21 protein-coding genes and 1 pseudogene are annotated in these 26,992 nt (G+C 44.2%); 11 read left to right on the top strand and 11 right to left on the bottom strand.

Features of this window, described 5'->3' with window-relative positions:
- The 5 genes and pseudogenes from J5I83_RS05495 to pstB form a co-directional block, all read left to right on the top strand.
- Window positions 1-129, top strand: a pseudogene (locus J5I83_RS05495) (cytochrome C554); the annotation flags it as partial.
- Complete coding sequence (locus tag J5I83_RS05490) at window positions 129-827, top strand: NapC/NirT family cytochrome c (RefSeq protein WP_304053952.1); 699 nt, start codon at window positions 129-131, stop codon at window positions 825-827. The pseudogene J5I83_RS05495 and the gene J5I83_RS05490, both read left to right, overlap by 1 nt.
- A 425-nt stretch (window positions 828-1,252) precedes the next feature.
- Window positions 1,253-2,200 carry a phosphate ABC transporter permease subunit PstC gene (gene pstC / locus J5I83_RS05485; RefSeq protein WP_304053950.1) on the top strand — a complete coding sequence of 316 codons (948 nt, stop codon included), beginning with the start codon at window positions 1,253-1,255 and terminating at the stop codon, window positions 2,198-2,200.
- Between the two features lie 144 nt (window positions 2,201-2,344).
- Complete coding sequence (gene pstA, locus J5I83_RS05480) at window positions 2,345-3,271, top strand: phosphate ABC transporter permease PstA (protein WP_304053948.1); 927 nt, start codon at window positions 2,345-2,347, stop codon at window positions 3,269-3,271.
- Window positions 3,265-4,074 carry a phosphate ABC transporter ATP-binding protein PstB gene (gene pstB, locus J5I83_RS05475; RefSeq protein ID WP_304053946.1) on the top strand — a complete coding sequence of 270 codons (810 nt, stop codon included), beginning with the start codon at window positions 3,265-3,267 and terminating at the stop codon, window positions 4,072-4,074. Before pstA ends, pstB begins: the two co-directional genes overlap by 7 nt.
- Before the next feature lie 208 nt (window positions 4,075-4,282).
- Here pstB and J5I83_RS05470 read toward each other — a convergent pair whose 3' ends face one another.
- Complete coding sequence (locus J5I83_RS05470; RefSeq protein ID WP_304053944.1) at window positions 4,283-4,621, bottom strand: YraN family protein; 339 nt, start codon at window positions 4,619-4,621, stop codon at window positions 4,283-4,285.
- Between the two features lie 85 nt (window positions 4,622-4,706).
- Here J5I83_RS05470 and rsmI point away from each other — a divergent pair, with 85 nt between their 5' ends.
- A complete protein-coding gene (gene rsmI, locus J5I83_RS05465) occupies window positions 4,707-5,588 on the top strand; it encodes a 16S rRNA (cytidine(1402)-2'-O)-methyltransferase (RefSeq protein ID WP_304053941.1) in 882 nt (293 codons plus the stop codon).
- A gap of 1 nt (window position 5,589) precedes the next feature.
- Window positions 5,590-6,633: a dihydroorotase gene (gene pyrC / locus J5I83_RS05460; RefSeq protein WP_304053940.1), complete on the top strand. Its 1,044-nt coding sequence runs from the start codon at window positions 5,590-5,592 to the stop codon at window positions 6,631-6,633.
- Window positions 6,634-6,659: 26 nt separating this feature from the next.
- Here the strand turns inward: pyrC and J5I83_RS05455 are convergent, their stop codons facing one another.
- The 6 genes from J5I83_RS05455 to J5I83_RS05430 all read right to left on the bottom strand — a co-directional run bounded on the left by J5I83_RS05455 (window position 6,660) and on the right by J5I83_RS05430 (window position 15,688).
- On the bottom strand, window positions 6,660-8,210 hold the full coding sequence (locus J5I83_RS05455; RefSeq protein ID WP_304053938.1) for an efflux transporter outer membrane subunit: 1,551 nt from the start codon (window positions 8,208-8,210) through the stop codon (window positions 6,660-6,662).
- Between the two features lie 54 nt (window positions 8,211-8,264).
- Window positions 8,265-9,377 (bottom strand): HlyD family secretion protein, encoded by a 1,113-nt coding sequence (locus tag J5I83_RS05450; protein WP_304053936.1) that lies wholly within the window; start codon window positions 9,375-9,377, stop codon window positions 8,265-8,267.
- Entirely contained in the window at window positions 9,374-10,075 is a 702-nt protein-coding gene (locus J5I83_RS05445) for an ABC transporter ATP-binding protein (RefSeq protein WP_304053935.1), read from the bottom strand. The genes J5I83_RS05450 and J5I83_RS05445 overlap by 4 nt, the downstream gene beginning before the upstream one ends.
- A gap of 28 nt (window positions 10,076-10,103) precedes the next feature.
- On the bottom strand, window positions 10,104-11,240 hold the full coding sequence (locus tag J5I83_RS05440; protein WP_304053933.1) for an ABC transporter permease: 1,137 nt from the start codon (window positions 11,238-11,240) through the stop codon (window positions 10,104-10,106).
- A gap of 411 nt (window positions 11,241-11,651) precedes the next feature.
- Complete coding sequence (locus tag J5I83_RS05435; RefSeq protein ID WP_304053932.1) at window positions 11,652-13,805, bottom strand: TonB-dependent receptor; 2,154 nt, start codon at window positions 13,803-13,805, stop codon at window positions 11,652-11,654.
- A 326-nt stretch (window positions 13,806-14,131) separates the two neighbouring features.
- A complete protein-coding gene (locus J5I83_RS05430; RefSeq protein ID WP_304053931.1) occupies window positions 14,132-15,688 on the bottom strand; it encodes an adenylyltransferase/cytidyltransferase family protein in 1,557 nt (518 codons plus the stop codon).
- Between the two features lie 155 nt (window positions 15,689-15,843).
- Between J5I83_RS05430 and J5I83_RS05425 the strand changes: the two genes are divergently transcribed.
- Window positions 15,844-16,455 carry a hemolysin expression modulating protein gene (locus tag J5I83_RS05425; protein ID WP_304053930.1) on the top strand — a complete coding sequence of 204 codons (612 nt, stop codon included), beginning with the start codon at window positions 15,844-15,846 and terminating at the stop codon, window positions 16,453-16,455.
- A gap of 168 nt (window positions 16,456-16,623) precedes the next feature.
- Here the strand turns inward: J5I83_RS05425 and J5I83_RS05420 are convergent, their stop codons facing one another.
- From J5I83_RS05420 to J5I83_RS05405, 4 genes are all read right to left on the bottom strand, one after another.
- Entirely contained in the window at window positions 16,624-18,891 is a 2,268-nt protein-coding gene (locus tag J5I83_RS05420; protein WP_304053929.1) for a hypothetical protein, read from the bottom strand.
- Between the two features lie 129 nt (window positions 18,892-19,020).
- A complete protein-coding gene (locus J5I83_RS05415; protein WP_304053927.1) occupies window positions 19,021-21,336 on the bottom strand; it encodes a TonB-dependent siderophore receptor in 2,316 nt (771 codons plus the stop codon).
- A gap of 273 nt (window positions 21,337-21,609) precedes the next feature.
- A complete protein-coding gene (gene bfr / locus J5I83_RS05410) occupies window positions 21,610-22,074 on the bottom strand; it encodes a bacterioferritin (RefSeq protein ID WP_304053926.1) in 465 nt (154 codons plus the stop codon).
- Between the two features lie 10 nt (window positions 22,075-22,084).
- Window positions 22,085-22,309 carry a bacterioferritin-associated ferredoxin gene (locus J5I83_RS05405; protein WP_304053925.1) on the bottom strand — a complete coding sequence of 75 codons (225 nt, stop codon included), beginning with the start codon at window positions 22,307-22,309 and terminating at the stop codon, window positions 22,085-22,087.
- An 836-nt stretch (window positions 22,310-23,145) separates the two neighbouring features.
- On the opposite strand from J5I83_RS05405, the gene J5I83_RS05400 reads away from it, so the two are divergent.
- The 3 genes from J5I83_RS05400 to aspS all read left to right on the top strand — a co-directional run bounded on the left by J5I83_RS05400 (window position 23,146) and on the right by aspS (window position 26,981).
- Window positions 23,146-24,594, top strand: a complete 1,449-nt coding sequence (locus J5I83_RS05400) for a mannose-1-phosphate guanylyltransferase/mannose-6-phosphate isomerase (protein ID WP_304053924.1) — start codon at window positions 23,146-23,148, stop codon at window positions 24,592-24,594.
- A gap of 189 nt (window positions 24,595-24,783) precedes the next feature.
- Complete coding sequence (locus tag J5I83_RS05395) at window positions 24,784-25,053, top strand: zinc ribbon domain-containing protein (RefSeq protein ID WP_304053922.1); 270 nt, start codon at window positions 24,784-24,786, stop codon at window positions 25,051-25,053.
- Window positions 25,054-25,190: 137 nt separating this feature from the next.
- Window positions 25,191-26,981, top strand: a complete 1,791-nt coding sequence (gene aspS, locus J5I83_RS05390; RefSeq protein ID WP_304053920.1) for an aspartate--tRNA ligase — start codon at window positions 25,191-25,193, stop codon at window positions 26,979-26,981.
- Window positions 26,982-26,992 lie beyond the last annotated feature (11 nt).

Raw genomic sequence — 26,992 nt, 5'->3', positions numbered from 1 at the left:
GTCAAGGCGATGCATGAACATTACAAACTGGACGGCGTTTTCACAGGCGAGCCCAAATTCAAGTATCACGATGAATTCCAGGCTAATGCCAAAGTAGCTGAAAAAGACGATAAGAAAGGAAAAGAGTGATGACCGCACTACAAAAAGGATCGATAGGTAGCCTATTAATTGGAACACTGCTGGGAATAGTTCTGGTAGCAGTCGTATTTGGGGGGGAAGCAGCACTTTCCACCGAAGAATTCTGTACGAGCTGCCACTCGATGACTTATCCGCAAGAAGAATTGAAGCAATCAACACATTATGGTGCATTGGGTGTTAATCCTGGCTGTAAGGATTGCCATATTCCGCAAGGAGTGGAGAATTTCCATCTGGCGGTAGCCACGCATGTTGTGGATGGCGCGAGGGAGCTTTATCTCGAGCTGGTTAATGACTACTCGACGCTGGAAAAATTTAATGAGCGCAGATTAATCATGGCGCATGATGCGCGGATGAATCTCAAGAAATGGGATAGTATCACCTGCAGGACATGTCATAAGAATCCTCAACCACCGGGAGAAAGTGCTCAGGCAGAACATAAGAAAATGGAAACTGAAGGTGCAACCTGTATAGATTGCCATCAGAATCTGGTGCATGAAGAAGTCGCGAAAACTGATTTGAATGCGAGTCTGGCAGCTGGCAAGATGGTATTGAAGCCAGAGGAAGACGAAGACGAAGATGACGATGAAGAGGAAGATGACGAGGCTGAAGAAAGTGAAGAAGAAAGCGGAGAAGGTGATAAAGAAGAAGCTGCTGATGAAGAAGGCGCCACTGATGAGGACGAGGATTGAGTGGATTTGAGTGAAGAGAAGTTTTCATCTCTAAGCTTAAGATATCGGCACTTCATTTATTGAAGTGAAGTGCCGATTGAGATTTGGCAAATTAGAAACGAATTGAAAAACTTAACTAAGTGCAGCGTAAATATACTTCATATATAGGTTGACAACTTGGAAAGCAAAAAAGATTAGTTTGCAGTTTCTAGTTCATATAGAAAAAATATCTGCCATGGATTGAGGAACAGGTATTGTTTAATAAAAATATGATTATTAAGCCGTACCGCAAGAAGTAATGCAAATAAAGAATTGATTTCTGATATTTCTTCGAAATTCTACGTTAATGTTCCAGAGGCAGATAGAGTGAGAGTGTCTTTCATAAATTTGTAACCGTTTTATCTCAGTATAAAAGTCAAAATAAATTTGTAATTTAGAAAAATAATATGTATTCCAAAAATGTAAAGAGTACATGTAGGAAAAAAGACAGAGCAACAAGTAGTCTTCGCTATAGCTATAAACGCCACTTAAAAGAAAAAATTATAGAGCTGCTGTTATTTTTAGCAGCTTTTTTTTCGGTTCTAATTACTTTTTCTATTGTTTTCATGTTGATAAAAGAGTCATATATATTTTTTCAGCATGTTTCAGTTTGGGAATTTCTTACTGACACGCAATGGACTCCGCTATTTGATAATGCACATTATGGTATACTTCCGCTGGTTTCGGGCACAGTAGTAAGTTCTGCTATAGCTCTTCTGGTCGCGCTTCCATTAGGTACAACCATTGCTATTTATCTTTCTGAATTTGCCTCATATACAGTAAGGGAGACCGCAAAACCATTTCTTGAATTATTAGGCGGTATTCCCACTATCGTTTATGGTTATTTCGCTCTCTTATTTGTGACACCATTATTGCAGATGATTTTTCCAAAGTTACCAGGATTTAGCTTGTTATCAGCGGGGCTGGTAATGGGAATCATGATTATTCCCTATGTGAGTTCCATGACTGAGGATGCGATGCGTTCTGTACCTATGCATTTACGGGAAGGTTCTTATGCTATGGGTGCGACAAGATTTCAAACTGCTATCAAAGTTGTGATGCCAGCTGCTTTTTCAGGTATTGCAGCTGCTTATATTTTAGGAATTTCACGTGCGGTAGGCGAAACTATGGTTGTCGCCATAGCGGCTGGCATGCAGCCAAATTTGACTTGGAATCCAATGGAACAAGCTGCAACAATCACTGCTTATATCGTTCAGGTAAGCTTAGGTGATTTGCCCCATGGCAGTATTGGTTATCAAACAATTTTTGCAGCAGGGCTCACATTATTGTTGATTACATTGACTTTTAACATTCTTGGTCATTTATTACGTAAACGTTATCGTGAAACATATTAAAAAAAGATGGTTTACAATTTTAGGGTTGGATCAAGATCTGTTTAAAGTGATGCCTGAATGAAATAAAACCTAACGTTATTATTTAAGAATAAGCTTTGTTAAGTAATTTAATAAAAACTTTATTGTGAATAAGCAGTGGTGTTTATGAGCGATGAAAAGAAATTAGAAGAACTACGCACTATTATTGCGCGGCATAAGCGTTGGGATTTGATTTTTTTAATTGCAGGTGTGTTTGTCTTAATGATAGCTTTACTGACATTTATGGCTTTATTTACACAAATGCTCATAGATGGCGCGCCTCGTTTATCTTGGGAATTTTTTACTTCGTTTCCTTCACGCCGCCCGGAATCAGCAGGAATACTTTCAGCATGGGTTGGAACGACGCTAGTAATGCTGGTGACAGCAATAACGGCAGTACCACTCGGGATAGCAGCAGGTGTATATCTGGAAGAATATGCATCTAAAAATTTATTTACCGAGCTAATTGAAATTAACGTTACCAATCTGGCAGGAGTGCCTTCTATTATCTATGGTTTATTGGCGCTTGGGTTATTTGTTTATCAATTGGGTCTTGGACAGAGTATTTTAGCGGCGGGGTTGACGCTCGCTCTATTGATTCTGCCCATTGTTATTGTTGCTACACGTGAGGCGATACGATCTATTCCTGTAGTAATCCGCGAAGGCTCTTATGCGTTAGGCGCTACTAAGTGGGAAACAGTCGCAGATCATTTATTACCCTATTCTGCCCCTGGCATTTTGACAGGAATAATAATTGGATTAGCCCGGGCTATTGGTGAAACAGCGCCTATTATCACAATTGGTGCATTGACTTTCATTGCATTTCTCCCCCCGCCTCCAATAAAAAGCGAATTTCCATTCATATCTTTTGAGTGGCTGGCGGCACCTTTTACAGTGATGCCAATACAGATGTTTAATTGGGTATCACGTCCCGAAGAGGCATTTCAGTTTAATGCAGCAGCGGCAGGATTGATATTAGTTGTTATGACACTAGCGATGAATGCATTGGCTATTTATCTGCGCTATCGCATGCGTAAAAAAATCAAATGGTGAAAAATACTATAGCAGAATCTGAAGCAAACAGCACTTCCCCTGGACAACATAAATCGTTAGTTAAGAATTTGAGTTTTTATTATGGGGGCTTTAATGCACTGAAAAATATTGATATGGTGTTGCATGAGAAGCAGGTAACGGCCCTGATCGGTCCATCCGGTTGTGGCAAATCTACTTTTCTGCGATGCTTTAATCGCATGCATGATCTTTACCCTGGCAATCGCTATGAAGGTAATATCGTTCTATATCCAGACAACGAGAATATTCTCTCGCCGGATATCGATCCGATCGAGGTAAGAATGCGTATCAGCATGGTATTCCAGAAGCCGAACCCTTTTCCCAAATCAATCTATGAAAACGTTGCCTATGGATTGAGAGTGAGGGGTATCAAGCAACGTGCAATGCTAGATGAAAAAGTAGAGGATGCATTACGTAATGCGGCATTATGGGACGAAGTCAAAGATCGGTTGAATGATCTTGCTTTTAACTTATCTGGTGGACAACAGCAGCGATTATGTATAGCGAGGGCACTTGCAACTGATCCTGAAATATTATTATTTGACGAACCTACGTCAGCACTTGATCCAATTGCAACTGCGAGTATCGAAGAATTAATCGCTGACCTTAAAAATAAAGTAACGATACTTATCGTAACACATAATATGCAACAGGCAGCACGAGTATCGGACTATACCGCTTATATGTACTTAGGTCAGTTAATCGAATTTGATATGACAGATACAATTTTTATCAAACCAAAGAACAAACAAACAGAAGATTATATTACGGGACGTTTTGGTTAGTCATTGACAATCATCATAGGAATCGCAGTGAACGAAATTGTTCCTGCTATTGTGAGTCACGTGACATGCGGGTACTTATCTATTTCAGAGTACGCTAATTCCGCTTAAGCCCAGTTTCCCTAGCAGCAGCTATTATAATAGGCTGATAAGAATAAGGAGGATATTCTGGTGCTTGGGCGTAGCTTGGTTGGCGCCTGATTTGAGCTCCTTATTCACCAAACGCATCTTTAATCCATGTAATCTCCTGATCATGATTTCCGGTTAATAGCACAGCATCGAACCGGCAGGGGGGATATGTGTTAAGTCCAGACAGGTAGTGCCGGGCAGCACGGATAAGTTTTGCCTGCTTAGCTGCCGTAATACTGGCTGCCGCACCGCCAAACCAATTGCTTGAGCGCATTTTGACCTCAACAAAAACTAACGTTATGCCATCTCGCATGATCAAGTCAATTTCACCAAAACGGCAACGGTAATTTTTTTCAAGTAGAACAAGGTGTTGGCGCTGTAAGAATAGGGCAGCCAAATGTTCTGCATCGCTTCCTTTCATGATGATTTATTCTTCGTGAGTCTGAATAATGTATAGGTTATGCGACAATTGATATCAAAAAAATCAGGAAACTAGCAAGACCAAAATGTTGACCAAGAGCACATTATATGTAGTTGCTACTCCAATAGGAAATTTGCGCGATATCAGTTTACGGGCACTGGATGTGCTAACGGCAGTCGATGCGGTGGCAGCTGAGCACGTTCATATCACGCAACGTTTATTGGCGCAACACGCGATTTATACCCGCATAATCACATTAAATCAGCACAATGAACGTGCTGCCACCGGAAAGATTAGTGGGATGCTGGCAGCACAAAAGTCGGTCGCATTAGTGACGGATGCAGGCACGCCCGGTGTTTCAGATCCCGGTGCTCTGTTGATTCGGCATGTTAAGGAGCAGGGTCATCGGGTCGTACCTATTCCCGGTGCAAATGCAGCTGTTTGTGCACTTTCGGCTTCAGGTCTGGTAGCGCCACATTTTTTATTTTATGGCTTTCTGCCGGCCAAATCTGTCGAGCGTCAACGCAAGCTGGAGTCATTGAAATCTTTGTCATCGTGCATTCTGATTTTTCATGAGGCGCCACATCGCTTGCTGGAATGTATAACTGATATGATTGTGGTGTTTGGAAAACAGCGTCAGATAACGATCGCCAGGGAACTAACCAAGTTATTCGAAACAATTTACACAGTTGATCTGGGTAATGCTTTGACATGGTTGCAATCTGACGAAAATCAGCAAAAAGGTGAATTTGTGTTGTTGCTTTCTCCAGCAGCAGCATCAGAAAATAACAAAGAAATCACCGAGCAAGCAGAGCATACTCTGCATATCCTGATGGAAAATATGCCGTTGAAACAGGCGGTGCAACTGACAGCCGAGATTACCGGTGAAAATAGGAAGAAGCTCTATGCGTTCGCATTATCAAAAAAAGGAAGCGTTGTTCAACCATTGAAGATGCAAGATGACTAGCATGCAAACAACCATAATGCTTACCCGCCCTGACGATTGGCACCTGCACCTGCGTGACGGCAAACAGATGCGGAATGTGTTGCCTGATACCGCTCGACAATTTTCTCGTGCGATCATTATGCCGAATCTCAGGCCGCCGATTGTTACCGTTGAGATGGCTGCGGCCTACCGTGCACGTATTCTTGCCGCCTTGCCGGTCAGCCTGCAAGGACAATTCGAACCACTCATGACGCTCTACCTGACTGACGATACGCCGCCAGCAGAAATTAAGCGGGCTAAAGAAAGCGGTATAGTGCATGCGGTCAAGCTTTATCCTGCTGGTGCCACCACTCACTCCGATGCCGGTGTGACGGATATTGCCAGATGCTTTAGCGCATTAGACAGGATGGAACAGCTTGGCATACCACTGCTGGTGCATGGCGAGGTGACCGATTCTATGGTCGATGTATTCGATCGGGAAAAGGTTTTTATCGAACGCGTATTACAACCGCTTACACAGCGCTTTCCTGGGCTACGCATCGTTTTTGAGCATATTACGACCCGGGATGCAGTTGAGTTTGTGCGCGCAGCTTCTGAAAACATCGCTGCTACCGTCACTGTTCATCACCTGCTGCTCAATCGCAATGCCTTGTTTTCTGGCGGCATTCGTCCTCATCATTATTGTTTGCCTGTTTTGAAACGGGAAACTCATCGCCAGGCCTTGATCGAATCGGCAACCAGCGGTCATTCCAGATTTTTCCTCGGTACCGATAGTGCTCCGCATCCAGTGTCAGGTAAAGAAAGTGCTTGTGGTTGTGCGGGTATTTATACCGCGCATGCCGCGATTGAACTGTATGCTGAAGTTTTTGAACAGGCAGGAGCGCTGGATAAGCTGGAAGCATTTGCTAGTTTTCATGGTGCAGATTTTTACCATCTACCGCGTAATATCGATCGCATTACCTTAGTGAAGGAAAGCTGGTCAGTTCCTGAACGACTCACATTTGGCGACGAATTCCTGATTCCGCTGCGGGCAGGCGAGCGCGTTTGCTGGAAGAAATTGACTTGAATCGGCTTGATGCAGAAAAAAATTGATCATTGTTTCATTTTAGCTTGATCGGTTTCTTGTAATAATTCGATATTGGATAGAATTGCGTTGTCACGGGATAAGAACTCTTTTTCTTCACCATTCCACCAGCCGCCGCCCAGCGCTACAAACAAGGCGGCGGTGTTTTGGAAGCGCTGGGCCAATGTTTGCAGGTAACTGATCTTGCTCTGATAATATTGATTTTCGGCAATCAAGACTTGTTGATAATTAACCAAGCCTGCTTGATAATTCGTCTGCGCCAGTTGCATTTGTTCTTGCGCCAAATTGAGTTCTCGTGATTGATGCAGCAGTGCCTCGGTACCATGCTGCAATGCAAGCAAAACATCTGCCACCTGCGCGAGAGCATCAAGGGTGGTTTGACGATAATGTGCCAGGGACTGTTGATAGGCATCGATTGCTGCCTTACGCTGTGACCACAATGTTCCGCCATGAAATAACGGTGCAACGAAGTTGGTGCCGATGCTCCAGAAGTTACCGCTACTCAGAAAAAGATCCAGGAAATTACGATTATTTTGACCATAGCTACCACTCAGGATGAAACTCGGGAACATTGCTGCGGTAGCGACACCAATATAAGCGCTGTTCTCATGGAGCTGCGCTTCAGCCAATAAAATATCTGGCCGCTGGCGTACTAAACCGGAAGGCAGTGTTATGGGGAGGTTGGCAGGTAACGAGAGGTCAGTTAAGTCAATCTTGGGCAATTCTTGTTTTCCTGGAGCGTGGCCAATCAATGTAGCCAGCAGGTGCCCAGTTTGACTGCGCTTTTGTTCAAGCAACGGGAGCGTAGCTTTCAGTGCCTCGAATTGAGTTCTGAGGCTGGCCACATCGGTGTACGCAATGATGCCTGCTTGCATTTGCAATTCACTAAGCCTGATTTGCTCACGCTGCGAATCGATCATTTGCTGAGTCGCCTGAATCTGAGCTTGGTAGGCAGCCCCGGCAATCACGGTATTCACAATATTACCAATCAGCGCCAAATAAGTGGCCAGTACCGTATAGTGCTGAATATCCCTTCTGGCGCTTAGGCTCTCTACGGTACGTCGCTGAACGCCAAATATATCCAGCGCATAACTTACAGTGGCAGATAACGTGAACAGATTAAAGATGCTACTGACGGGGCTCCCAAAGCGGGCGGCGGAGAATCTCTGGCGGCTTGCCCCTCCTGTCAGATCAATTTGTGGATAGAAAATGCCGTAACCTGCGCGCAAGTTTTCCTGGCTTTGCGCTAGACCGGCCTGTGCTGCCTGTAGGCTGGCATTATTAGCAAGAGCCTCTTTTATAAGCGCATCAAGTTGAGGAGATTGAAATAAACGCCACCAATCGGCCGCAATTTCAGCGCCTCGCTCAAAATACTGTACCTCGTCGTCAACTGAAACGGTTTTCAGCAACTGTCTGTCAGGAAGATAGCGGTCAGTCTCAGGTGGATGTGGTCGAACAAAATCAGGTCCGACCGCACACCCTGCTGATGCCAGCAGCCAGACTAAACAAAGCCCGGTTCGTAGGTTTCTTCCCTTACTATGAGAAAAATATTCGTACATTCATAGCGCTCCGTTTCTTCACTATGCATCTACTCTGACAAGTTCCATCGTTAACTAGCGTGGATCCTTGCTATTTGTTGATTCATTCTCTTCGATATAAACGTCTACCAATTGGCCTGGATATAATTGAATATCCTTGGGTTTCTCAAATTGAAAAAGTACTGGTAATACTCTGACATCCACACGTTCCGATCGTTGATTCGATAATTGAATTTTGGGCGAAACATAGGGTTGCAAACGAATGAATTCCAATGGAACACGAATGTCGGTACCGCGAACGGCCATTTGTGCATTCATTTTGGTAACATCTGGCAGCCGGTGAATCAGAATTTCATCAACATAGCACCTTACAACAAGATTGTTTGCTGAATTACCCATCACCATGACAGGTTTGAAATTCTCGGTATAGGTGTCATAAACGCCCTGTGGTGAAATGTGACTACCTATCGCTGCTCTTATTGACAAAATGACGCCATCGACCGGTGCACGGATAGTATACTTTGCCAGCATGGCGCTACCAGCCTGATAAGCCTTGGATAAAGCGATATACTGTCGTTCTTGATTCTGAATGTCGTAACTCCAGGCTCCCGCTTTGGTCAGGTTATAGTTTCTGTGAGCAATTGCAAGACTGGCCTGGGCAACCTTAGTAGCATTGATCGCATTATCCAAACTATCCTTGCTGACTGATTTGGTATCCATGTCATAGGCGTTTTGCAGTTTCTCCAATTGGGTTTCAGCAGTCCTCAGATTAGCTTTCGCTAAATCCAGTTGCGCTTTAGAAACATCCAGCACCTCTTTTCTCGGTTGGGCTTTTAGTTGTTCCAGCAGTGCATATGCTGCCTCAGCCTGCGCATGCTGTTGCTCCACAGTTGCGCGCTGAACGGAATCATCTATGGTGAGCAAAGGCTCTCCCTGCTTGACTACTTGACCTTCAGCCACCAGTATTTGTGTGATAACGCCAGCAATTTCAGGATAAAGATTGATATTTTCTCCCGTGGACTGGTAACTTTCGATAATGCCGGTCGAATAGATTCCTCTGGCATAAGGATTGGATGCAGGATTGAACACCGGTGGCAGCGGCACCTTGCGCTGACTGGAGAGGTAGGCACTTACTAAACCAACAATCATACCGCTTATAGCAAGGGCGATAATAACCTGGTTTCTCAATGACTTCTCCCATTGTCAAAACCAATAATCCTGCCATCCTCCATTTTCATGATCCTGTCGGCATACTCAAAAATGCGGTTATCGTGGGTGACAATCAAAATACAGCGCTGATCACTGAGAACATTATTTTTTATAAAATTCATGATGCGCCGCCCGGTATCCCCATCCAGCGACGCAGTGGGCTCATCAAAGATCATTAAATCCGGTTGACTGACCAGAGCTCTTGCCAGAGCAACGCGCTGTTGCTCACCGCCACTTAATTTCATCGGTGGGAGTTCTGCTTTATTCTTAAGCCCGACTATCTCTAGGTAGCGCGCTGCCTCCTCGATGGATTCTTCCCAATTTTTCTTCCTCAAAATAAGGGGAATAGCAACATTCTCGATCGTTGTTAGGCGTGGAAAAAGATGATAATCCTGAAAAACAAATCCCACTTTATTTAAACGGAAGTCGGCGAGCTGATCTGGCGCCAATTGCCAGATATCAACCCCCTCTATTGCTACGCTTCCTACGTTTGGACGCAAAACACCTGAAATCATGCTCAATAATGTCGTTTTTCCACTTCCTGAAGGGCCGACAATAAATAATATTTCGCCAAAATAAGCCTGAAAACTGACCTCTCTTACCGCGAAGGTTTTGAGGGTGCCCTCACCAAACCACTTGGTTAATTCATTTGCTGAAATTGCAGCCTCACTGCGCATATATAAAAGAGATTGCGGTTAGTTTGAATTAGCTTCGGAAGATGTCAAAGGGTTCAATCTTCAATACTTTTCGTATGCCGATATAACTCGAGATTCCTGCGATAATCAGCACCATAACCAACGCAAAAGCCAGGGTGGTAAAGGTAATATTAGCGGAATATTCCGGAATTCTGAGCTTTGCTAGCGTGATAACAACAGCGCAAAGCCCCACTCCCAATCCATAACCAATGATCGCTGAGAATGTCGCCTGAAAAAAGATCATATAAACGAGTTCATTTCCCTTGGCACCAATCGCTTTCAAGGCGCCAAATTTTTCCAGGTTTTCCAGTATGAAGGTGTAGAACGTTTGCCCTGAGATGGAGAGACCGACCAGGAAACTTACAACCGTCATGATTAAAATATTGGTTCCCAGCCCGGTTTGATATTTGTAGTAATCGGCAATTTTCTGCATGAATCCCTGTTTGGTAAGCGCCACATATCCCAGTTGTCTGACTTGATCCTGAATAGAGGGAATGACGTCATTACTTTTCGGCTCAACGAGAATATAAGCAATCGTGAATCGCGTTGATGGGATGTACTGAATTGCTCTACTGTAAGTAGTATAAAGAGTGGGAATGCCGAATAATCCACTGACGGATACTTTAGCAAGACCCACGATCACACCACGATGATCATTAATCTCAAACTCAGTACCGGGACGGGGATTGCCCAGCTTGGAAATCTCCGTATCCTGGACAGCGACAAAGGCATTTTCAGCATAGATGTCCTCAATTTTTCCCTCGATAAGTTCAGGGTGGCCGAGCAGGCTGTTATCATCCAACCCTAGCACAGTGACGAATTGAAAAACTCCGTTCTCAAGCTTGACTAATGCGCTTCCGGAATACAAGGGAACTGCATATTTGACCCCATTAATACTGCGCACAGCATCAAGCACATAGGTGGGCAAAGGGATGCTGCTTGCGACGTTGGTCACTGCTGGATCCATTACCCATACTTGGGCTCCTAGGTTAATGACTGTCGATGAAGCTTTGGTAAGAATACCCGAAAAAATGGATGTCATCTGTACCATGAGAAAGACGGCAAAAGTGATTCCTACCAATAAAGCAGCGTATTTACCCTTGTCATTTACGAGCAGCTTAAAAGCAAGTTTCAGAATTCCATTCATTTGCTATTTCCTCTAATATGCTCATTTTGAGCCCAATCGACATGGATCATGGTTCACTGCGGCATGAATTCAACAAGGGTAATGAACTTTGGTTATTTTGGAAAGATTATTGCATTTTCTCCATTAGATGTTCATAAAGTGCTTTTTTTGTTATTTTGTTTTATAGCAAAAGACAATCGAGAAAGCTTCAGTGATGCAAGGCGGATCAAAGTTGATTTCTAAAAATCTGCCTGGTTCGCTAAGAATCAACTGAGATATGGTGTGATGACCATCTCCCACTTGTTGTTTTGTATAGAGTATTCTCTTGTTTATGCTGAAAATGAAGCCGTTACTGTATTTTGCAATACATTACAGAAAAAAGCCTGCGCTCGAGTTGAGTAGCAGGCTTTTTGCTGGTTTTGCTGATTTTTGTTAGAAAGTATATCTTACCCCACCCTGAATCAAGCGAGGCATGCCAGGGATGATGCCGCGAGTTCGATCAACAATATAGACATCATCTGTCAAGTTCTTGATCATGAAAAACAGCGTGGTTTTCATAGGTTGATAATGATAATTGATCGCTAAATTAAAAATGGTATAGGCATCAATGATACCGGCCTGACCGTTGACGGATGACGCACGCGTTTCACCAAAATCAGCAAATTGTTTGCTGACGTGAACAGCTTCGATTTGCGCATCGAATCCATGTCTGGCATAACCCACTGCTGCGGTGATCAGATGCTCGGGTGCATAGGGTAAACGATTGCCGGCTGCGCTGCCAGGTACGGCTGCCCCCGTATCGACCCGGGTGAAGGGCGTTTCCTGCTTGGCGGTGGGCAGCCACGTATAGGCTGTCCTGAGATAAACACCCAATGTGGTATCGACTTTACTAGCAAATTCGACCCCTTGATAGAGCGTTTCACCTTGGGCGAGCGGTGTGCTGCCGCCTGCGATCGAACCCACTGCAATTTGTTTCTGAAAGTCATTGCGGAAGAAAGCGGCTTGCACATCAACGCCTTCCAGCGGTTTGGCGCGCGCACCGACTTCCCAGTTGACTGATTTTTCCGCCCCTACATCGGTACTGGTGCCAACCCCGCTGATAACGTCTTCGGTACGAGGAGGGGCAAAGCCGCGATGTGCACCTGCGAATACAGTAACGATTTTACTTGGATTCCAGGTTAACCCTAAACTGGGTAACCAGGCATCCAGATGATCATTGCCGGACACGCCATTGAGTCTATTTTTCCGTTCGTAATCGATATATTCATAACGGATACCTGGTGTTGCTGTAAATTGACCCAGATTAAACCGATTCGTTAAAAACCATGAGTAAGCCTGAGTTTCTCGGGTATTGCTTTCCACTAGTCCGTTTTGAGAGGGAGTGGCCTGAGCAATATTGATCTGGCGGCGATCTTGTGTTTCATAATGTGCTCTGAAGCCAAAGTCCAGATTGCTTTGTATGCCCAATAAATTGTGATTATATTTTAAACGGGGCTCTACTCCCCAGGCATAGTACTCGCGTAATCGACCTTGAGTTCCACAAGTTTCAACATCGACAGCTTGCCCAAGGTTGCGTGACGTGACAAATGCATTGCCGCATTGGCTATCGGAAGTTGTACTTGCTGCGCGCCACCAGTCCCGATCAAATCGGGAAAAGTAAAGGTTGGTAATGAGTGAGAGGTCATCATTGATTATCAGATCATGGGTGGCTGATAAACCAAGACGGCCACTATTGAATTTGTCATGTTCAAAAGGATTATATCGAGCGCCAAAATTCCTGAATTCGGCGGTGGTCACTCCACTGTAGGTCAGTTGAGAGTCTTCGGTGTAATAATTAGCGCGTAGCGTCAGCGCCTGACTATCAGTTAACCCTAGGACATATTTCAGATTATAGTCTCTGATCTTACTATTAAGGTTATCGCGCGCGCCATCAGCCTCTTTATGAGTGAAGTCGAAAAGTAATCCTTTTCCGCCGAGTTGTACTTTTCCATTGAAATAATCGCGATTGCCACCAATCGCCTGGAGATAACCACCAAATTTTTCGGGAGGAGCAGGAGTAATATAGTTAACTACGCCACCGATGGTTTGTGGACCAAATCTGACTTGATCAGCACCTTTGAGTATCTCAATATGATCAAATCGCTCAATGGGAGGGTGAAAATAGCTGGCGTTGTCACCATAAGGCGCATAAGCCAAAGGAATACCATCTTCCAGCAGGGTAGTCTTGGTTGAGCGTGTCGGATTAAGACCGCGGATGCCAATATTGGGGCGTAAACCGAGACCCTCTTCATCGCGTATGTGAACACCCGGTGCTTTGCGCAGTGCTTCATTAACGGTAAATACTCTGCTTGCTTCAAGTGTTTTTTTGTCGAGTACATCAGCGCTCCCTGAGATCGTCTTTAGATTCTCATATGAGCCGATGACATCGATACGCGGCATCACTACCGGATTTGCAGGGGTGCTGGTAATTGGCTTTGCTTCCGCTGACGGCAGTGCATCGTCCGCATTATTTTGTTGTGCTTGCAGAGATGGAGCAAACGTTGCAGCGATGACGGCGGTGATAAATCTGAGTCGAGAATGAAACACAATTTTTCCTCTTATATAGTTATGATGGTGAGGTGGATTCAGTTCAAAGAACGTTGAACAGCCTAAAACATCGATTAATAAGATCGAGAAGGAATGCTTCGCGGCTAGTTGGTTCAGAATGTGGCTAGCGGAAGCTAATCAATCGATCCTAAATTTTGTAATGCGAACTGTATATGGTTGATTCAATCTCAGCCGGTGATTTTACTTATTTATCATCAAATGATCTTGATAATAATAATGATTCTTAATTTTATTCGTGTCTGTGGGAATTGTAAAGAAATTGTGAAGAGAAGGGGGCATCATAATGCTGCAATGCAAGATGCAGCTCACTCTGCAGATTTTAAACTTGTGTTTCCTACACGATTTAAAATACGCATCACCAGATCAGATGTGGAAATACCAGGGGTATAGCTGATTTCTTTAATCATGCTGGGTGGGAGTGTGGCACATAGCTTGTACTTTTCCATACGTTCTTCCTGGGAAGCGCAGGCAAACGCATAAATTGCAAAGCCATTTTTTTCCATAAATTCAGGTGTTGTGTAGACAGGACTCTCAGTGATGACTGCATCGACGTATTTGCAGGCTGAAACAACTGCGACACGTTCTGCTTGCGTCATGACTGGGAATTTTCCTTTATTTTCTAGAACCCGCGTATCAGGAACGACGCAAACTGTTAGATGAGTGCCCAGTGCGCGTGCTTCCCGCAAAAAATTGACGTGACCTTCATGAAACAAATCAGCGACCATGCGGGTATAAACGCGTTTCTGGAGTCGATTCATGGGCCAGGACGGAATATCCTGACCTAAATAAGATAGGGCTTTTTCTAACCATTGGCGGCTGCGTAAAATGATTACGTCATCAGCATCTTTGAGAGCGATTTGATGCGCATAAGACCATGCTTTGACAAGATCTCCCGCTAGCCAGCGCTGAATCAGGCGATGATAGGCATAACACCGTACCAGCAAGGTAAATTTTTCAAGATTTAACGCAGATATGACGGTATCCCAATAGGGATTTGGAGTACGCCAGTCCCCATAGAATGCAGTCAAAATTTTCTCAGGAGGTTGTGGAAACCATACCTTCCCAAATTCGGTAGGGCGTTCTACCAAATCGAAGGTGGGAAAGACTGAAACACGTTGATATTCAGCCGGATGATCTGGTAATGCAAAACCTCCTATGATCTGCTGCTCATTCCGATGTTGCAAGCCACATAAATCAAGTGTTATACCAATTTCTGAATGCACATAGTCGCGGTAATTGCTGTAGTCAAGCCCCATTGGCACTTTGCACCACCCCATTTTCTCGAGCGCCTTGCAGCAGGCTTCCCAGGATTCAATCCATACGGCAATGTCTAGATCTTTGTCAAATTCCAGCAAGTGGCCATTACGCACTATGCCGAGCAGGGTGCCTGCAAAAGGGAATGCGGCAATTCCTTGTGATGCCAGTTCAGCGCAGGTTGACCATAACAACTTTTCTGCTTTGCCAGAAGTAAAAATATTTTCTGCGCCGGTTTGTATTTCTGGCTGTTTTTTCTTAGGAGCTTTTCCTGACTGGGCTAATAACAGCAAGTGATTAATTGCGGTGGTAAAGTGAGCGTGTGCCGCAGTCAAGTCTAGTAAGAGAAAGCTTGCTGTTCCCATTATTTGTGCCCAGCGTGCTTTCTGGAGATCTCCTTGAACGGTTGCATAAAATTTGGCTGCATAGGCTGGGACCTCCGTCGCTTGACCAGACCGCATGGCAAGTGAGCACCATAATCTGGCCACATCAGGTGATGATGGGAACTCTCTTTTCAATGGATTCAGGATGTTGGCAGCCTCGGTTGAATTTCCCACAAGAATAAAATCCCGTGCCTGTCGCAATGATGCAGTTAATTTTTTGGTCATGATTCAGTTTGTTACAAATTCCTGTAATTTTTTGGTATTTCATTCATTATTTGTTACTATTGAGAATTACTCTCATTATTATTCGTGTTTCTGAATGAGATAATAAATGAATCTGGAAATTTTTGATTTAAATTAATGTAATTGGAGGAAATATCATGGCTGTTATTATCACGCAACGTCCTAATCTCAGTAATTCAGGAAATATTTCTGAGTTCATCGATGGCATTGAATTTTTCGGTTTTGGCTCGGGGGGATTCGATGAAAACGATCTACTCATAATTGGGGACGAATCCGATAATTTCCTAGAAGGAAACGGTGGCGCCGAAGATCACGATGAAATAGAAGGAATGGGTGGGAACGATACGCTTAGAGGTAAAGGAGGTAATGACACTCTAGATGGCGATGCCGGCGATGATATTCTGGATGGCGGAGAGGGAACCGATAAACTGTTTGGCGGCGATGGCAATGATATCCTGCTCGCCGGCCATGGCCATGACAGGCTAACTGGGAATAGTGGTAACGATACGTTTGGTTTTTATGCATTAGGTCATTTCCAGGTGAATGATTTTACGCTTGGACAAGACCGTTTGTTTTTTGATTCGCAGGTACTCGGTATCAACAGTATCGAACAGCTTGCATCATTTATAACTAATATCGATCAGCGAACGGATGGGGTTACCGTCCATTTTGGCTCAGAAGCATCCATTAATCTTGTCGGTATCGATTTGAGTACTATTACAGCAGATATGATTATCTTTAATCTTTGATGATAAAAGCTGTGAAGGTGGTGTTTCACTACAATTTTTTCACAACCTCTCAGTTAGAATGAGCCGTAACACTTCCCCCTGCAGCAAAACAGACCGCACTCTGGTAGTAGCAAGACTGCGGTCTGTATTTTTTTAGGAAAACCCCGCATTAAAAACGGGGTGTGATACTTAAATCAGCGCATTTTCATAATTTGCGACGATAGACAGTATCGCTTGTGCCGCGCTCACGGCCTTATTCATTTCACCTTGAGTACTGGCTTCTTTTAAGTCCTGTAGCGCATTTTCCAGTTTAGTGCGTTCCAGCGACCCTAAGCGTAATGCCAGATCTGGCAGGAAAATATTGGCATAAAGCGATAATCTTTCAGCGGCCAGCACAGTTTGATCCCGGTCATTACCAAATATTGATTCCATCTGGATTAGATTATTGCGGATCTGTCCTATTGAGCCTCTGCTTATTTCGCTGACGATTTCATTCGCTACTACATTCGCTAAATCTCCCGTCAGTTGAGCCTTGATGCGATCGCTACCTGTTTGATTGGTTTGGGAAATAAACCCTTCCACAATACGATAGAAAAATTCACCTTCTATCTGTTTTTCCCTTGCTTCATCAATATCCCTATCTCTGTTAGCAATGATTCCTTCTACTTCGCGCAGAACTCCGATCAAAAAACCTCTGACAAGTGGGAGCAGGATGTTTTCCCGTGCGATCGCAACATTGGTTTTATCGTTGACATTTGCCTTGCTGAGTGCCTCTTTGCCGTGAATAAATGCCAAAGTGATGTGATCATCCAGGTCAGGATTGCTACCTGATTCGATGGCCAGTCTGTCTGCGGTAAGTACCTTGTTTTCCCTGCCTGCTGTGCCGATAATCGCAAGATAGGCAGCATAGGCCCGATCCCATTCAAGTCCAAGGGCTTCGGTTGGCAGATTATCAAAAGTATCGAGTGCTAACGTTACCCGGTTATAGACGACTAAAGCAAAAACACGCTGCAACGTTTTATCAATAGCCTGGGCGGCTAATGCTGTTTGGTTGCCGCTTCTGATAAATTCGATGGCAGTCATTATGTCGCTATTCATCGATAGACCATAAACACCATCGACCAATTGCGTTAGCTGCTGCAAGTCTCCTTCATATTCTGCAGCAATGGCGTCTGCGCTCATGGGACTTTGTCGGCGCAATACACCAATAGCCTGATAGGATGAAACTGCGCTATCAATGAAGCTGGTATCACTGGTTTTGCTGTATTTGGCGATATCAAGCTGTTTTTCATAATTTGCCAAGATATCTGAAATGGTCTGACGTATTGCTTCTGCGCTGGATGCATTATTTGCATTGCTGGCATCTTTCAGGCTGATCAATGCATTTTCCAGGTTGGCGCGTACGTTGGGATCCAGGCGCAGTTCCAGATCAGCAAGGAAAACGTTTGCATAAAGCTGCGCTTCTTCTGCCACTTCCATGGCACGGCCACGGTCGGTTCCGATACTTGTTTCATTCGCTTTCAACTCAGCATTGACCCGGCCCATAAACCCCCTGCTCAGTTCGCTGACAATCTCGTTTGCTACCACATTTGAAACATTCCCAGTAAACTGCGCTTTTATTAATGCGTTTCCAGTAGGGTTATCCTGCTTAATGAATGATTCGATAATACGATAAAAAATCTCACCTTCTTTCTGCTTTTCGCGCGCTTCAAGTAAATCACGGTCGCGATTGGAAATGATGCCTTCTACTTCCCGTAGTACACCAATGTAATAAGCGCGCGCCAATGACAGTCTTATCACCTGGCGTTCAATACTCAGCGCAATTTTATCTTCGGCTGGATTCTCCTTATTCAACGCTGTTTGGCCGCGTGCAAATGCCTCAGTGATCTGGATATCCAGTGCTGGATTGCTCCCGGTTTCTATGGATTGTCTGTCAGCGGTAAGTACTTTGTTCTCTCTGGCTGTTGTTCCCTTAATAGCTTGAAATGCTGCTATGGCTTCGCTCCATGTCTGGATCAATGCATCAGATGCTTTGTTGTCAAAATCATCACGCGCAACTGTGATGCGATCGAGTATGGTTTGAAAGAAAATATGCTGTATGGCTTTGTCGATTACCTGTGATGCTAATATTGGTTCATTATTATTTTTGCTATCTTCAATAGCAGCCAGAATATCGCTGTCAAGGTTCAAGCCGTATTTTGCATCCACCTCCTGCGCAAGTGCTTGCAGTGGGCCTGAATATTCATTCATGATGGCATCCGCATTGATAGGTGATTCTCTGCGTAATGTACCAATAGTCTGAAAAGCGGTAACTGCCGTATTAATTGCCTCGGCATTCGATGTTGCTCCCACTGTCGCTGCATGGGTAACTGTGTTGCCAATGCTGAGTGCAGTATCGCCGCCATAGAGTATCAAGGCGCTACCAAGGACGATCAAGAACCGGGAAAAAGATCTCACGTAAACCTCCTTTTAAAAAATTAAATGAAAACACTAACAATAATACAAATGATAACTATTATTAGAACTAAAGAATCTTTAACTTCTTTCTCAGAAAACAAACTTATTGATAATAATAACTTGTTTTAGCTAGAATCTGGCAATTAAGGATGCGCGAACAGCAATAGGGGAGCCAGGAGTAATATTGTTGTTGTTTTGCACCGAGGCAAAATAGTTTGCATCCAGCAGATTTTCGATATTGATTTGTGCGCGTACTTGTTTGCTTAGCTGAGCAAATAATGCTGCATCTACACGGGTAAAATCGGGAATAACGACCCTGTTATCAGTTGAAGCAAACATGCTGCTGCGGTAAATCACGCCTGCTGCGGCACCGAATTTTGGAGTTATATCGTAGCGACTCCACATTGAAAAGGTGTTGCGTGGTAGTTCGGCAACGGTATTTCCTTTTGGTGCTCCAACTTGCACACTGGTAATTTCACCATCCTGATAAGCATAACCGCCCATTACGCTCCAGTTGGGTGTCAATTGGCCATTGATGCTTACTTCAACACCTTCGGTGCGTTGTCCCTTGGTTAAAAAAGAGCGGGATGAATCATTAGGGTCCACTGTGATGACATTGGTGCGGTCTATTCGAAACGCTGCACCAGTCAAGGATAGATCCGGACGAATATCCCATTTGATGCCTGCTTCCAGGTTGGTAAATTTTTCCGGTTCGAGTGTCTGAGTGGTCACGGTCAATGAAGTCAGCTGTTCCCCTGCGCGTGGCACAAATGCCTGACTGAAACTCGTGTAAATAGAAACAGGTTCGATCGGTTTATAGATCAGGCCAAATCTTGGCGATAACAGACCATCCTTAGTTTTTAAATGTTCTTGATTGCCGCTTTTTTGCTGAAAATCTGTCTCGAACAGATCGTAGCGTACGCCGACTATTGCCTGGAGCTGCGGGATGAATTCAATCTGATCCTGAAAGTAAAACGATGTAATATCAACTTTGCTATGATTGTTTGCATCTCCTTCCATATTCAGGAAGGTAATGGGAGCATTCGTGATGGGGTTGCTGAGTGGAACCCGTAAATTGAATTGTCTTGGATCATTATTAAAAAAACCAGTTTCCCGTCTGTTATTGGTTATCTGTTGACCAATTTCGATGCCCGCCAGCAATGTATGCGCAATAGGCCCTGTTTCAAGTGAATACAGAAAGTCTGTCTGATTGAAAACATTCTCACGGTCAGTTGCATTATTGTAGGCGCCGAGCGATACCAATCCGGCGAAAACAGGGCTATTGGCAAATACATTCTCATAAAACTTGTCGTATTGAGCGTAATTTGTTCGGTTACGTAGAGTCACCCCAAAATCGAATCTATGTTCAATCAGGGAATTAAACGATAAAACTTCGATATTAGAATTGCTTCGCCTCGGATCTCCAAAAAATTGCGATCTTTTAATATCTACCGGGCCACCCTGGAAGGAAGGTATCCCCCGGTCCGCAGTGCGCTTGTCATGGTATCGTTCCATGTTTAAAACGACCTTGGTACGATCAGTGGGTTTAATAGTCACCGTGGGAGAAATGCCAAGCCGGATCGAATCGACACCATCACGAAAGCTTCCAGCATCTTCAAATAAACCATTTAGTCGGAAAGCGACCTGATCATGAATTGGTTGGTTAACATCTGCGGTTATTCTCTTTAAATCATATGAACCGCCCTGGAAAGAGAATTCACGCACAGGTTCCCATCCTGCCTGTTTTGTTACCCGGTTTACGACGCCGCCAGAGCCGCCACGCCCAAATATCATTCCATTAGCACCTTTCAATACTTCTATTCGTTCGATGTTATAGAGATCGCGGGCATATTGAACATCATCCCGCACGCCATCGATAAAGAAATCGCCGGTTGAGCGATTACCTCGAAATACAAGTGCATCGCGGTTTCCTTCACCTTGCGAGACACCAACACCGGGTACGTAGCGCACGGCATCGCTTATACTTCGTATTGATTGATCTTTAATGACGCCTTCTGTGATGACGGAGATCGCTTGTGGCACATCGCGTAACAGCGTGTTGGTTTTAGTTGCGGTAATACTACTTGGCGCCATATAGCGGCTCGTCTCGCGATCAGCTGTTATCTGTATCGGAGGGAGCGTAGTGACAACCGGGTTGGCTGAAGAGCCGGCAGTTAATTTTACCAGCGTGAAACCATCCGCATGCTGCATTACCTGCAATTCAGTACCAGTAAGTAATTGGTCTAATCCAGCTTTAGTTTCATAATTACCCGTTAAACCCTGTGTTGTTTTACCCTGTACAGTCGCAGTGTCAAAAAAAATTTTTACGCCCGATTGATTTGAAAACTGATTAAGTGCGTTTTCCAGAGAACCGGCAGGTATGTTAAAAGGTTGCGTTGCAGCTTGAGCAGCCCTTGGTGATTCGGCATAAACAACAGCTGGCAAGAAAGCTACAGTGCAGATTGAAAAGAATAATGATGCATATAAAAAGCGTGATTTAATCGAGCATTGCCATATCTGCAGCGTGCTTGAAGAAAGATATTTATACATTCCTTTTACGTAATAAATATTTATAGAGCCAGGGGATATGCATCATTGTTTTCAGCATAATTAACCAAAAACAATAATTAACCAAAAGAGAGGCTATGAAGATGATAGAAAAGGGATCGATAATGTCATGTCGCTGGCAATTTTAAGCCAGCGACAGATTTAAAGACGTTACATTTGACTTTGTAGCCAATTTTGAATACCAACCTTTTGCATGACATCCAATTGCGTTTCCAACCAATCGATATGTTTTTCAGTATCTTCAAGAATATGCTTGAAAATTTCTCGTGAAACAAAATCCTGGGCTGTTTCACAGGCAGCAATTGCTTCGAGCAATGTTTCACGTGCCATACTTTCCAGCTTGAGATCGCAGGTCACACATTCTTGCGCCGATTCCCCAATCAAAAGTTTCTCTAGCTCCTGTAAGTTGGGTAATCCCTCTAGAAATAAAATACGCTCGATAAGTTTGTCGGCATGCTTCATCTCTTCAATGGATTCGTTATATTCGTGTTCTCCGAGTTTGTTAAGTCCCCAGTTGTTGTACATACGGGCATGAAGAAAATACTGATTGATAGCAGTTAATTCATGCAATAGTTGACGATTTAACCAGCGAACAATGTCTGCATTACCTTTCATAGCTGTCTCCTCAGACGGTTGACTCGTACGAGCGAGTGGGTTCACATGACAGAGAAGAGGGTGGTGTTTCTTGCTTCAATGTTTGATCCAGCACCATTTTCGCGTGACAGGCACAGATTCCACACTGTGTTGTGACACCCAGGCTGGCTTTCAGATCGCGCATTCGTTCAGCGCCTTGAAGAACAGCTTCCCGGATGGCATGATCAGTCACCCCCTTACAAACGCAAATATACATGAAATAAGCCTTTTGTCGATAATTTAGGATTCAATTGTTAACGGTGAGTATAATGCAAACAATATCGCTAATGAGAATGATTCGTAATTATATCCATATTTGTGAGGAATGCAAGATAACCAAAGCTTGTGCGAAATTTTCGAGAATAGTGTTTTTTAATTAAGAAGCCTGCCAACATACTTGATTATTTAGACTTCCACCTTATTTGTGCTGGGCGGGGAAATCTGATGAAACCTGCCATCATGCTGTGTTGTAGTGTGATCGATAACTGGCTGCTAGAGTAACAAGCTGGCGTAAAGCAGAGTGGGGTGACTGTTTCTGGGAGAGGTGAATTTAAGATAACCTGTGCACCGCATGCGAATAGTATGATCTGCTTACACTGCATTGATCCCTTAATTGAGATGATGTGGAAGTGCTATCATAGGCATGTAAAACATTAACGGAAATTGCTGCTGAATTGCCAATGATTTTTTTCTGTTTACCTCCATGTCCGTGATAGTTTAGAAAATTGGTATCGCGATGCGGGAAGATACATTAGCCCTGTTTATGGGAAGATTGAGAAGTGGTACTCAAAAACTAAGTGCGTAAGCCCAGTGAAGCAAGCAAGGAGTTAGTACAAAAATTGGAGCTGATTTTGCACGAATCATCGCTGAAGTGGGTGAAATTTTTCGTGTTGAGGGGTAAACAGGGTGCAAGTCTTATTGATAGAGTGGTAGAGCGGCTGAACGCATTGTCGATGTGTTTGTATCTCAAAGATTGTTCCTGCTTGGCTGTGCTGCACCACAAAATGATTAGTCAATGCGACATCACTTTCATAATTCGGAATTAAAAATAACATGCAAGCGTTGATTCCTGTAGTACTGTCCGGTGGATCCGGCACGCGCTTATGGCCACTTTCCCGCGAGCGATACCCTAAGCAGCTGTTATCCTTAGTTAATAAAGATTCATTATTGCAGGCGACCGTACGCCGATTGGACGGTCTGACGGATGTGCGTATTCAAGCACCTATGATTGTATGTAATGAAGAGTACCGTTTTATTATCGCTGAGCAGCTTAGGTTAATTGAAAAGGAATGCAGCATTCTATTGGAGCCCGCTGGGCGTAACACTGCTCCGGCATTAACGCTTGCTGCATTGGCCGCAATCCGCGATGGATCAGATCCTATTTTGCTGGTGATGCCATCTGATCATGTCATCGTAGATATTCCGGTATTCCAGGCAAGTGTATGCAAAGGTATGGTGCTTGCTGAGGAAGGAGCCATGGTTACTTTTGGTATTACACCCGATGCACCGGAAACAGGTTATGGTTATATTCAGTCAGGAGATGCATTAGAGGAGTACGGTGCTTTTCGTATCGCCCGTTTTGTCGAAAAGCCGGATCTGATCACTGCACAAGCTTATCTGGATGATAGCTCTTATTTATGGAACAGTGGGATATTCATGATGCGGGCTTCTGTGTGGCTGTCGGCAATCGAACAGTGCCACCCGGATATTTTAGCGGCGTGTCGTGCCGCGTGGGATCAAGGTTCAGTGGATGGTGATTTTTTACATGTGAATAAGATGGCTTTTTTGTTGTGCCCGAGTGATTCCATTGATTATGCGGTCATGGAGCGACTGACCGAGAATCGTAATATGTTGCCTCCTGGCATCGTCATCCCGCTTGCTGCAGGGTGGTCTGATGTTGGCGCTTGGGATTCACTATGGCAGGTGCTGCCGAAAGATGAAGCGGGCAATGTGGCGCGTGGCGATGTGTTGTTGCATGAGTGCCAGAATACGCTGGTTATTTCCGAGAATCGATTGGTGGCTTGTGTTGGCATTGATGATTTGGCTGTGATTGAAACAGCCGATGCTATTTTGGTGGCGCATAAAGATAGAACACAAGACGTCAAGAAAATTGTTGATACATTGAAGTTAAGTGAGCGTGCTGAGGTGCTATTACACCGGAAAATTTATCGTCCCTGGGGCTGGTATGATGCGGTGGACACAGGGGAACGTTTTCAAGTAAAACGAATCCTGGTAAAGCCTGGTGCTGCCTTATCATTGCAAATGCATCATCATCGTGCTGAACATTGGGTTGTCGTGCGTGGCACGGCAAAGGTGACACGTGAGGATAGCAGTTATCTTGTCAGTGAAAATGAATCGACCTATATCCCTTTGGGTGTTCGCCATCGTCTGGAGAATCCAGGCCGTTTACCGCTTGAAATGATCGAGGTTCAATCCGGCTCTTACCTGGGAGAGGATGATATTGTGCGCTTTGATGATAAGTATGGCAGGAAAGAGATCTGATCAGGCATTTCATTTAAATTAAAAGTAATTTTAGATTGAAGCCTTTAAAAAAAGTCACAGCCTATATATTTTCTCCGTGGATTTTGCGAGTACGTTTAGCAGAGCTGTTTTCCTTATTTCAAAACAATTGAGCGCAATGGTTAAAGTATAATATCGCTTTTTCCATTTGTAAGATTAATGGAGATGATGATGCCTATTTATGAATATATTTGCCGTTCGTGTGGCTTAGAAAAAGAACATTTGCAAAAAATGAATGATGCACCTATTGAAATTTGTCCTGAATGCGGAAGTAGTGATTATATTAAACAGATTTCTGCTGCTGGTTTTCAATTAAAGGGAAGTGGCTGGTATGTCACAGATTTTAAAAATAAGCCGGCGCCGGAAGTCAGATCTAAACCAGAAACCAAACCAGAAACCAAGAGTGAAAGCGCTGCCCCACCTACTATCACAGCAGAGTAATTCGACAAAGTTTCTGCGTCAGTGCTTTGATTGATATGGCAAGGCTTGATCGAGCATCCAGTTGGCTGAACCTTTTCACTCATGAAGACAGCAAATCTGGATGCACCTAATATTCTTTACCTAAAACCAATAAAAATATGCGTACTAATTATTGCGGTGCCATTAATACTCACTATCTGAATCAAACTGTTACGCTATATGGGTGGGTTCATCGCCGGCGCGATCATGGCGGCGTAATTTTTATCGATTTGCGTGATCGTGAAGGCATTGTTCAGATTGTCTGTAATCCCGAAAATACAGCAGTTTTCCAGCTTGCAGAAAAAATTCGTAATGAATATGTACTCAAAGTAATTGGTACAGTACGTCATCGCCCCGAAGGAACAGTCAATTTAACCATCTATACTGGTGAAGTGGAAGTAGTGGTGGATGTGATCGAAATCCTCAATCCGTCCCTTACACCGCCGTTTCTGATGGATGAAGAAAATTTGAGTGAGGCAATACGTCTGGAGCATCGTTATCTAGATTTGCGTCGGCCTATTATGCAAAAAAACTTGCGCCTGCGTCATAAAGTTACTATGGCAGTAAGATCATTTCTGGACCAGCAAGGGTTCATCGATGTAGAAACACCAATACTGACCAAATCAACACCTGAAGGTGCGCGAGATTATTTGGTGCCATCGCGCGTTAATGATGGTCATTTCTTTGCGCTTCCTCAATCTCCGCAGTTATTCAAACAGCTCTTGATGGTGTCTGGCTTTGACCGTTATTACCAGATTACCCGTTGCTTTCGTGATGAAGATTTGCGAGCGGATCGTCAACCAGAATTCACTCAGATTGACATTGAAACCTCTTTTCTCAATGAAAATGAGATCATGGGTTTGATGGAAGGGATGATTCGTAATTTGTTTCGTGAAGCAATCGGCATTGATTTGCCCGAGCCATTTCCTCGTCTGAGTCATGAGGAGGCCATGTTTAAGTATGGTTCTGATAAACCGGATTTGCGCATACCGTTGGTGTTCACTGAACTGACTGACTTGATGCAGGATGTGTCCTTTCAGGTATTTCGTGACGCTGCCCAGAAACCTGGGGGGCGTGTTGCGGCACTGCGCATTCCGAAAGGCGGTGAATTGTCGCGTAAGGAAATCGATGATTACACACAGTTTGTCGCTATTTATGGGGCAAAAGGCTTAGCCTATATCAAGATCAACAGCCTGGTAAAAGGAATGGAAGGACTGCAATCGCCTATCTTGAAATTTCTGCCCGAAACGGTTGTGCAAGCTGTTTTGGAACGCACTGGCGCGCAGGAAGGCGATCTCGTATTTTTTGGAGCAGATAAAGCCAAGATCGTCAATGATGCGTTAGGCGCATTGCGAGTCAAGATCGGTCACGAGCGCGGATTGATCAGTTCTGAGTGGAGGCCACTATGGGTTGTTGATTTCCCAATGTTTGAGTGGGACGAGGAAGAAAATCGCTGGAAAGCGCTCCATCATCCGTTTACTTCTCCTGCAGAGGGTCACGAGGATCTGCTTGTGAGCGATCCTGGCAAAGCATTATCCAAGGCCTATGACATGGTCTTAAATGGTGCCGAGATTGGAGGGGGATCTGTGCGGATACATCGCCAGGAAGTGCAATCGAAAGTATTCCATGCATTGAATATTTCCGATAACGAAGCACGGGAAAAATTTGGTTTTCTGCTCAAAGCGCTTCAATATGGCGCACCGCCGCATGGCGGGATTGCGTTTGGTCTTGATCGTATTGTCGCTATGATGACAGGGGCCGATTCGATCCGTGATGTGATTGCTTTCCCAAAAACACAGCGCGCGCAATGTCTATTAACTCACGCACCCAACATTGTTGAAGAAAAGCAATTACGGGAACTGCATATTCGTCTGCGTAACCCTGCTGAGGTTGTTTCCTGGGGTTACTAATTTTTTCAGCA

It is taken from the genome of Nitrosomonas communis, assembly GCF_024102715.1.
Taxonomy (GTDB): domain Bacteria; phylum Pseudomonadota; class Gammaproteobacteria; order Burkholderiales; family Nitrosomonadaceae; genus Nitrosomonas; species Nitrosomonas communis_B.
Note: the sequence above shows the minus strand (reverse complement) of the source record. Positions and strands in the feature narration are given on the sequence as shown.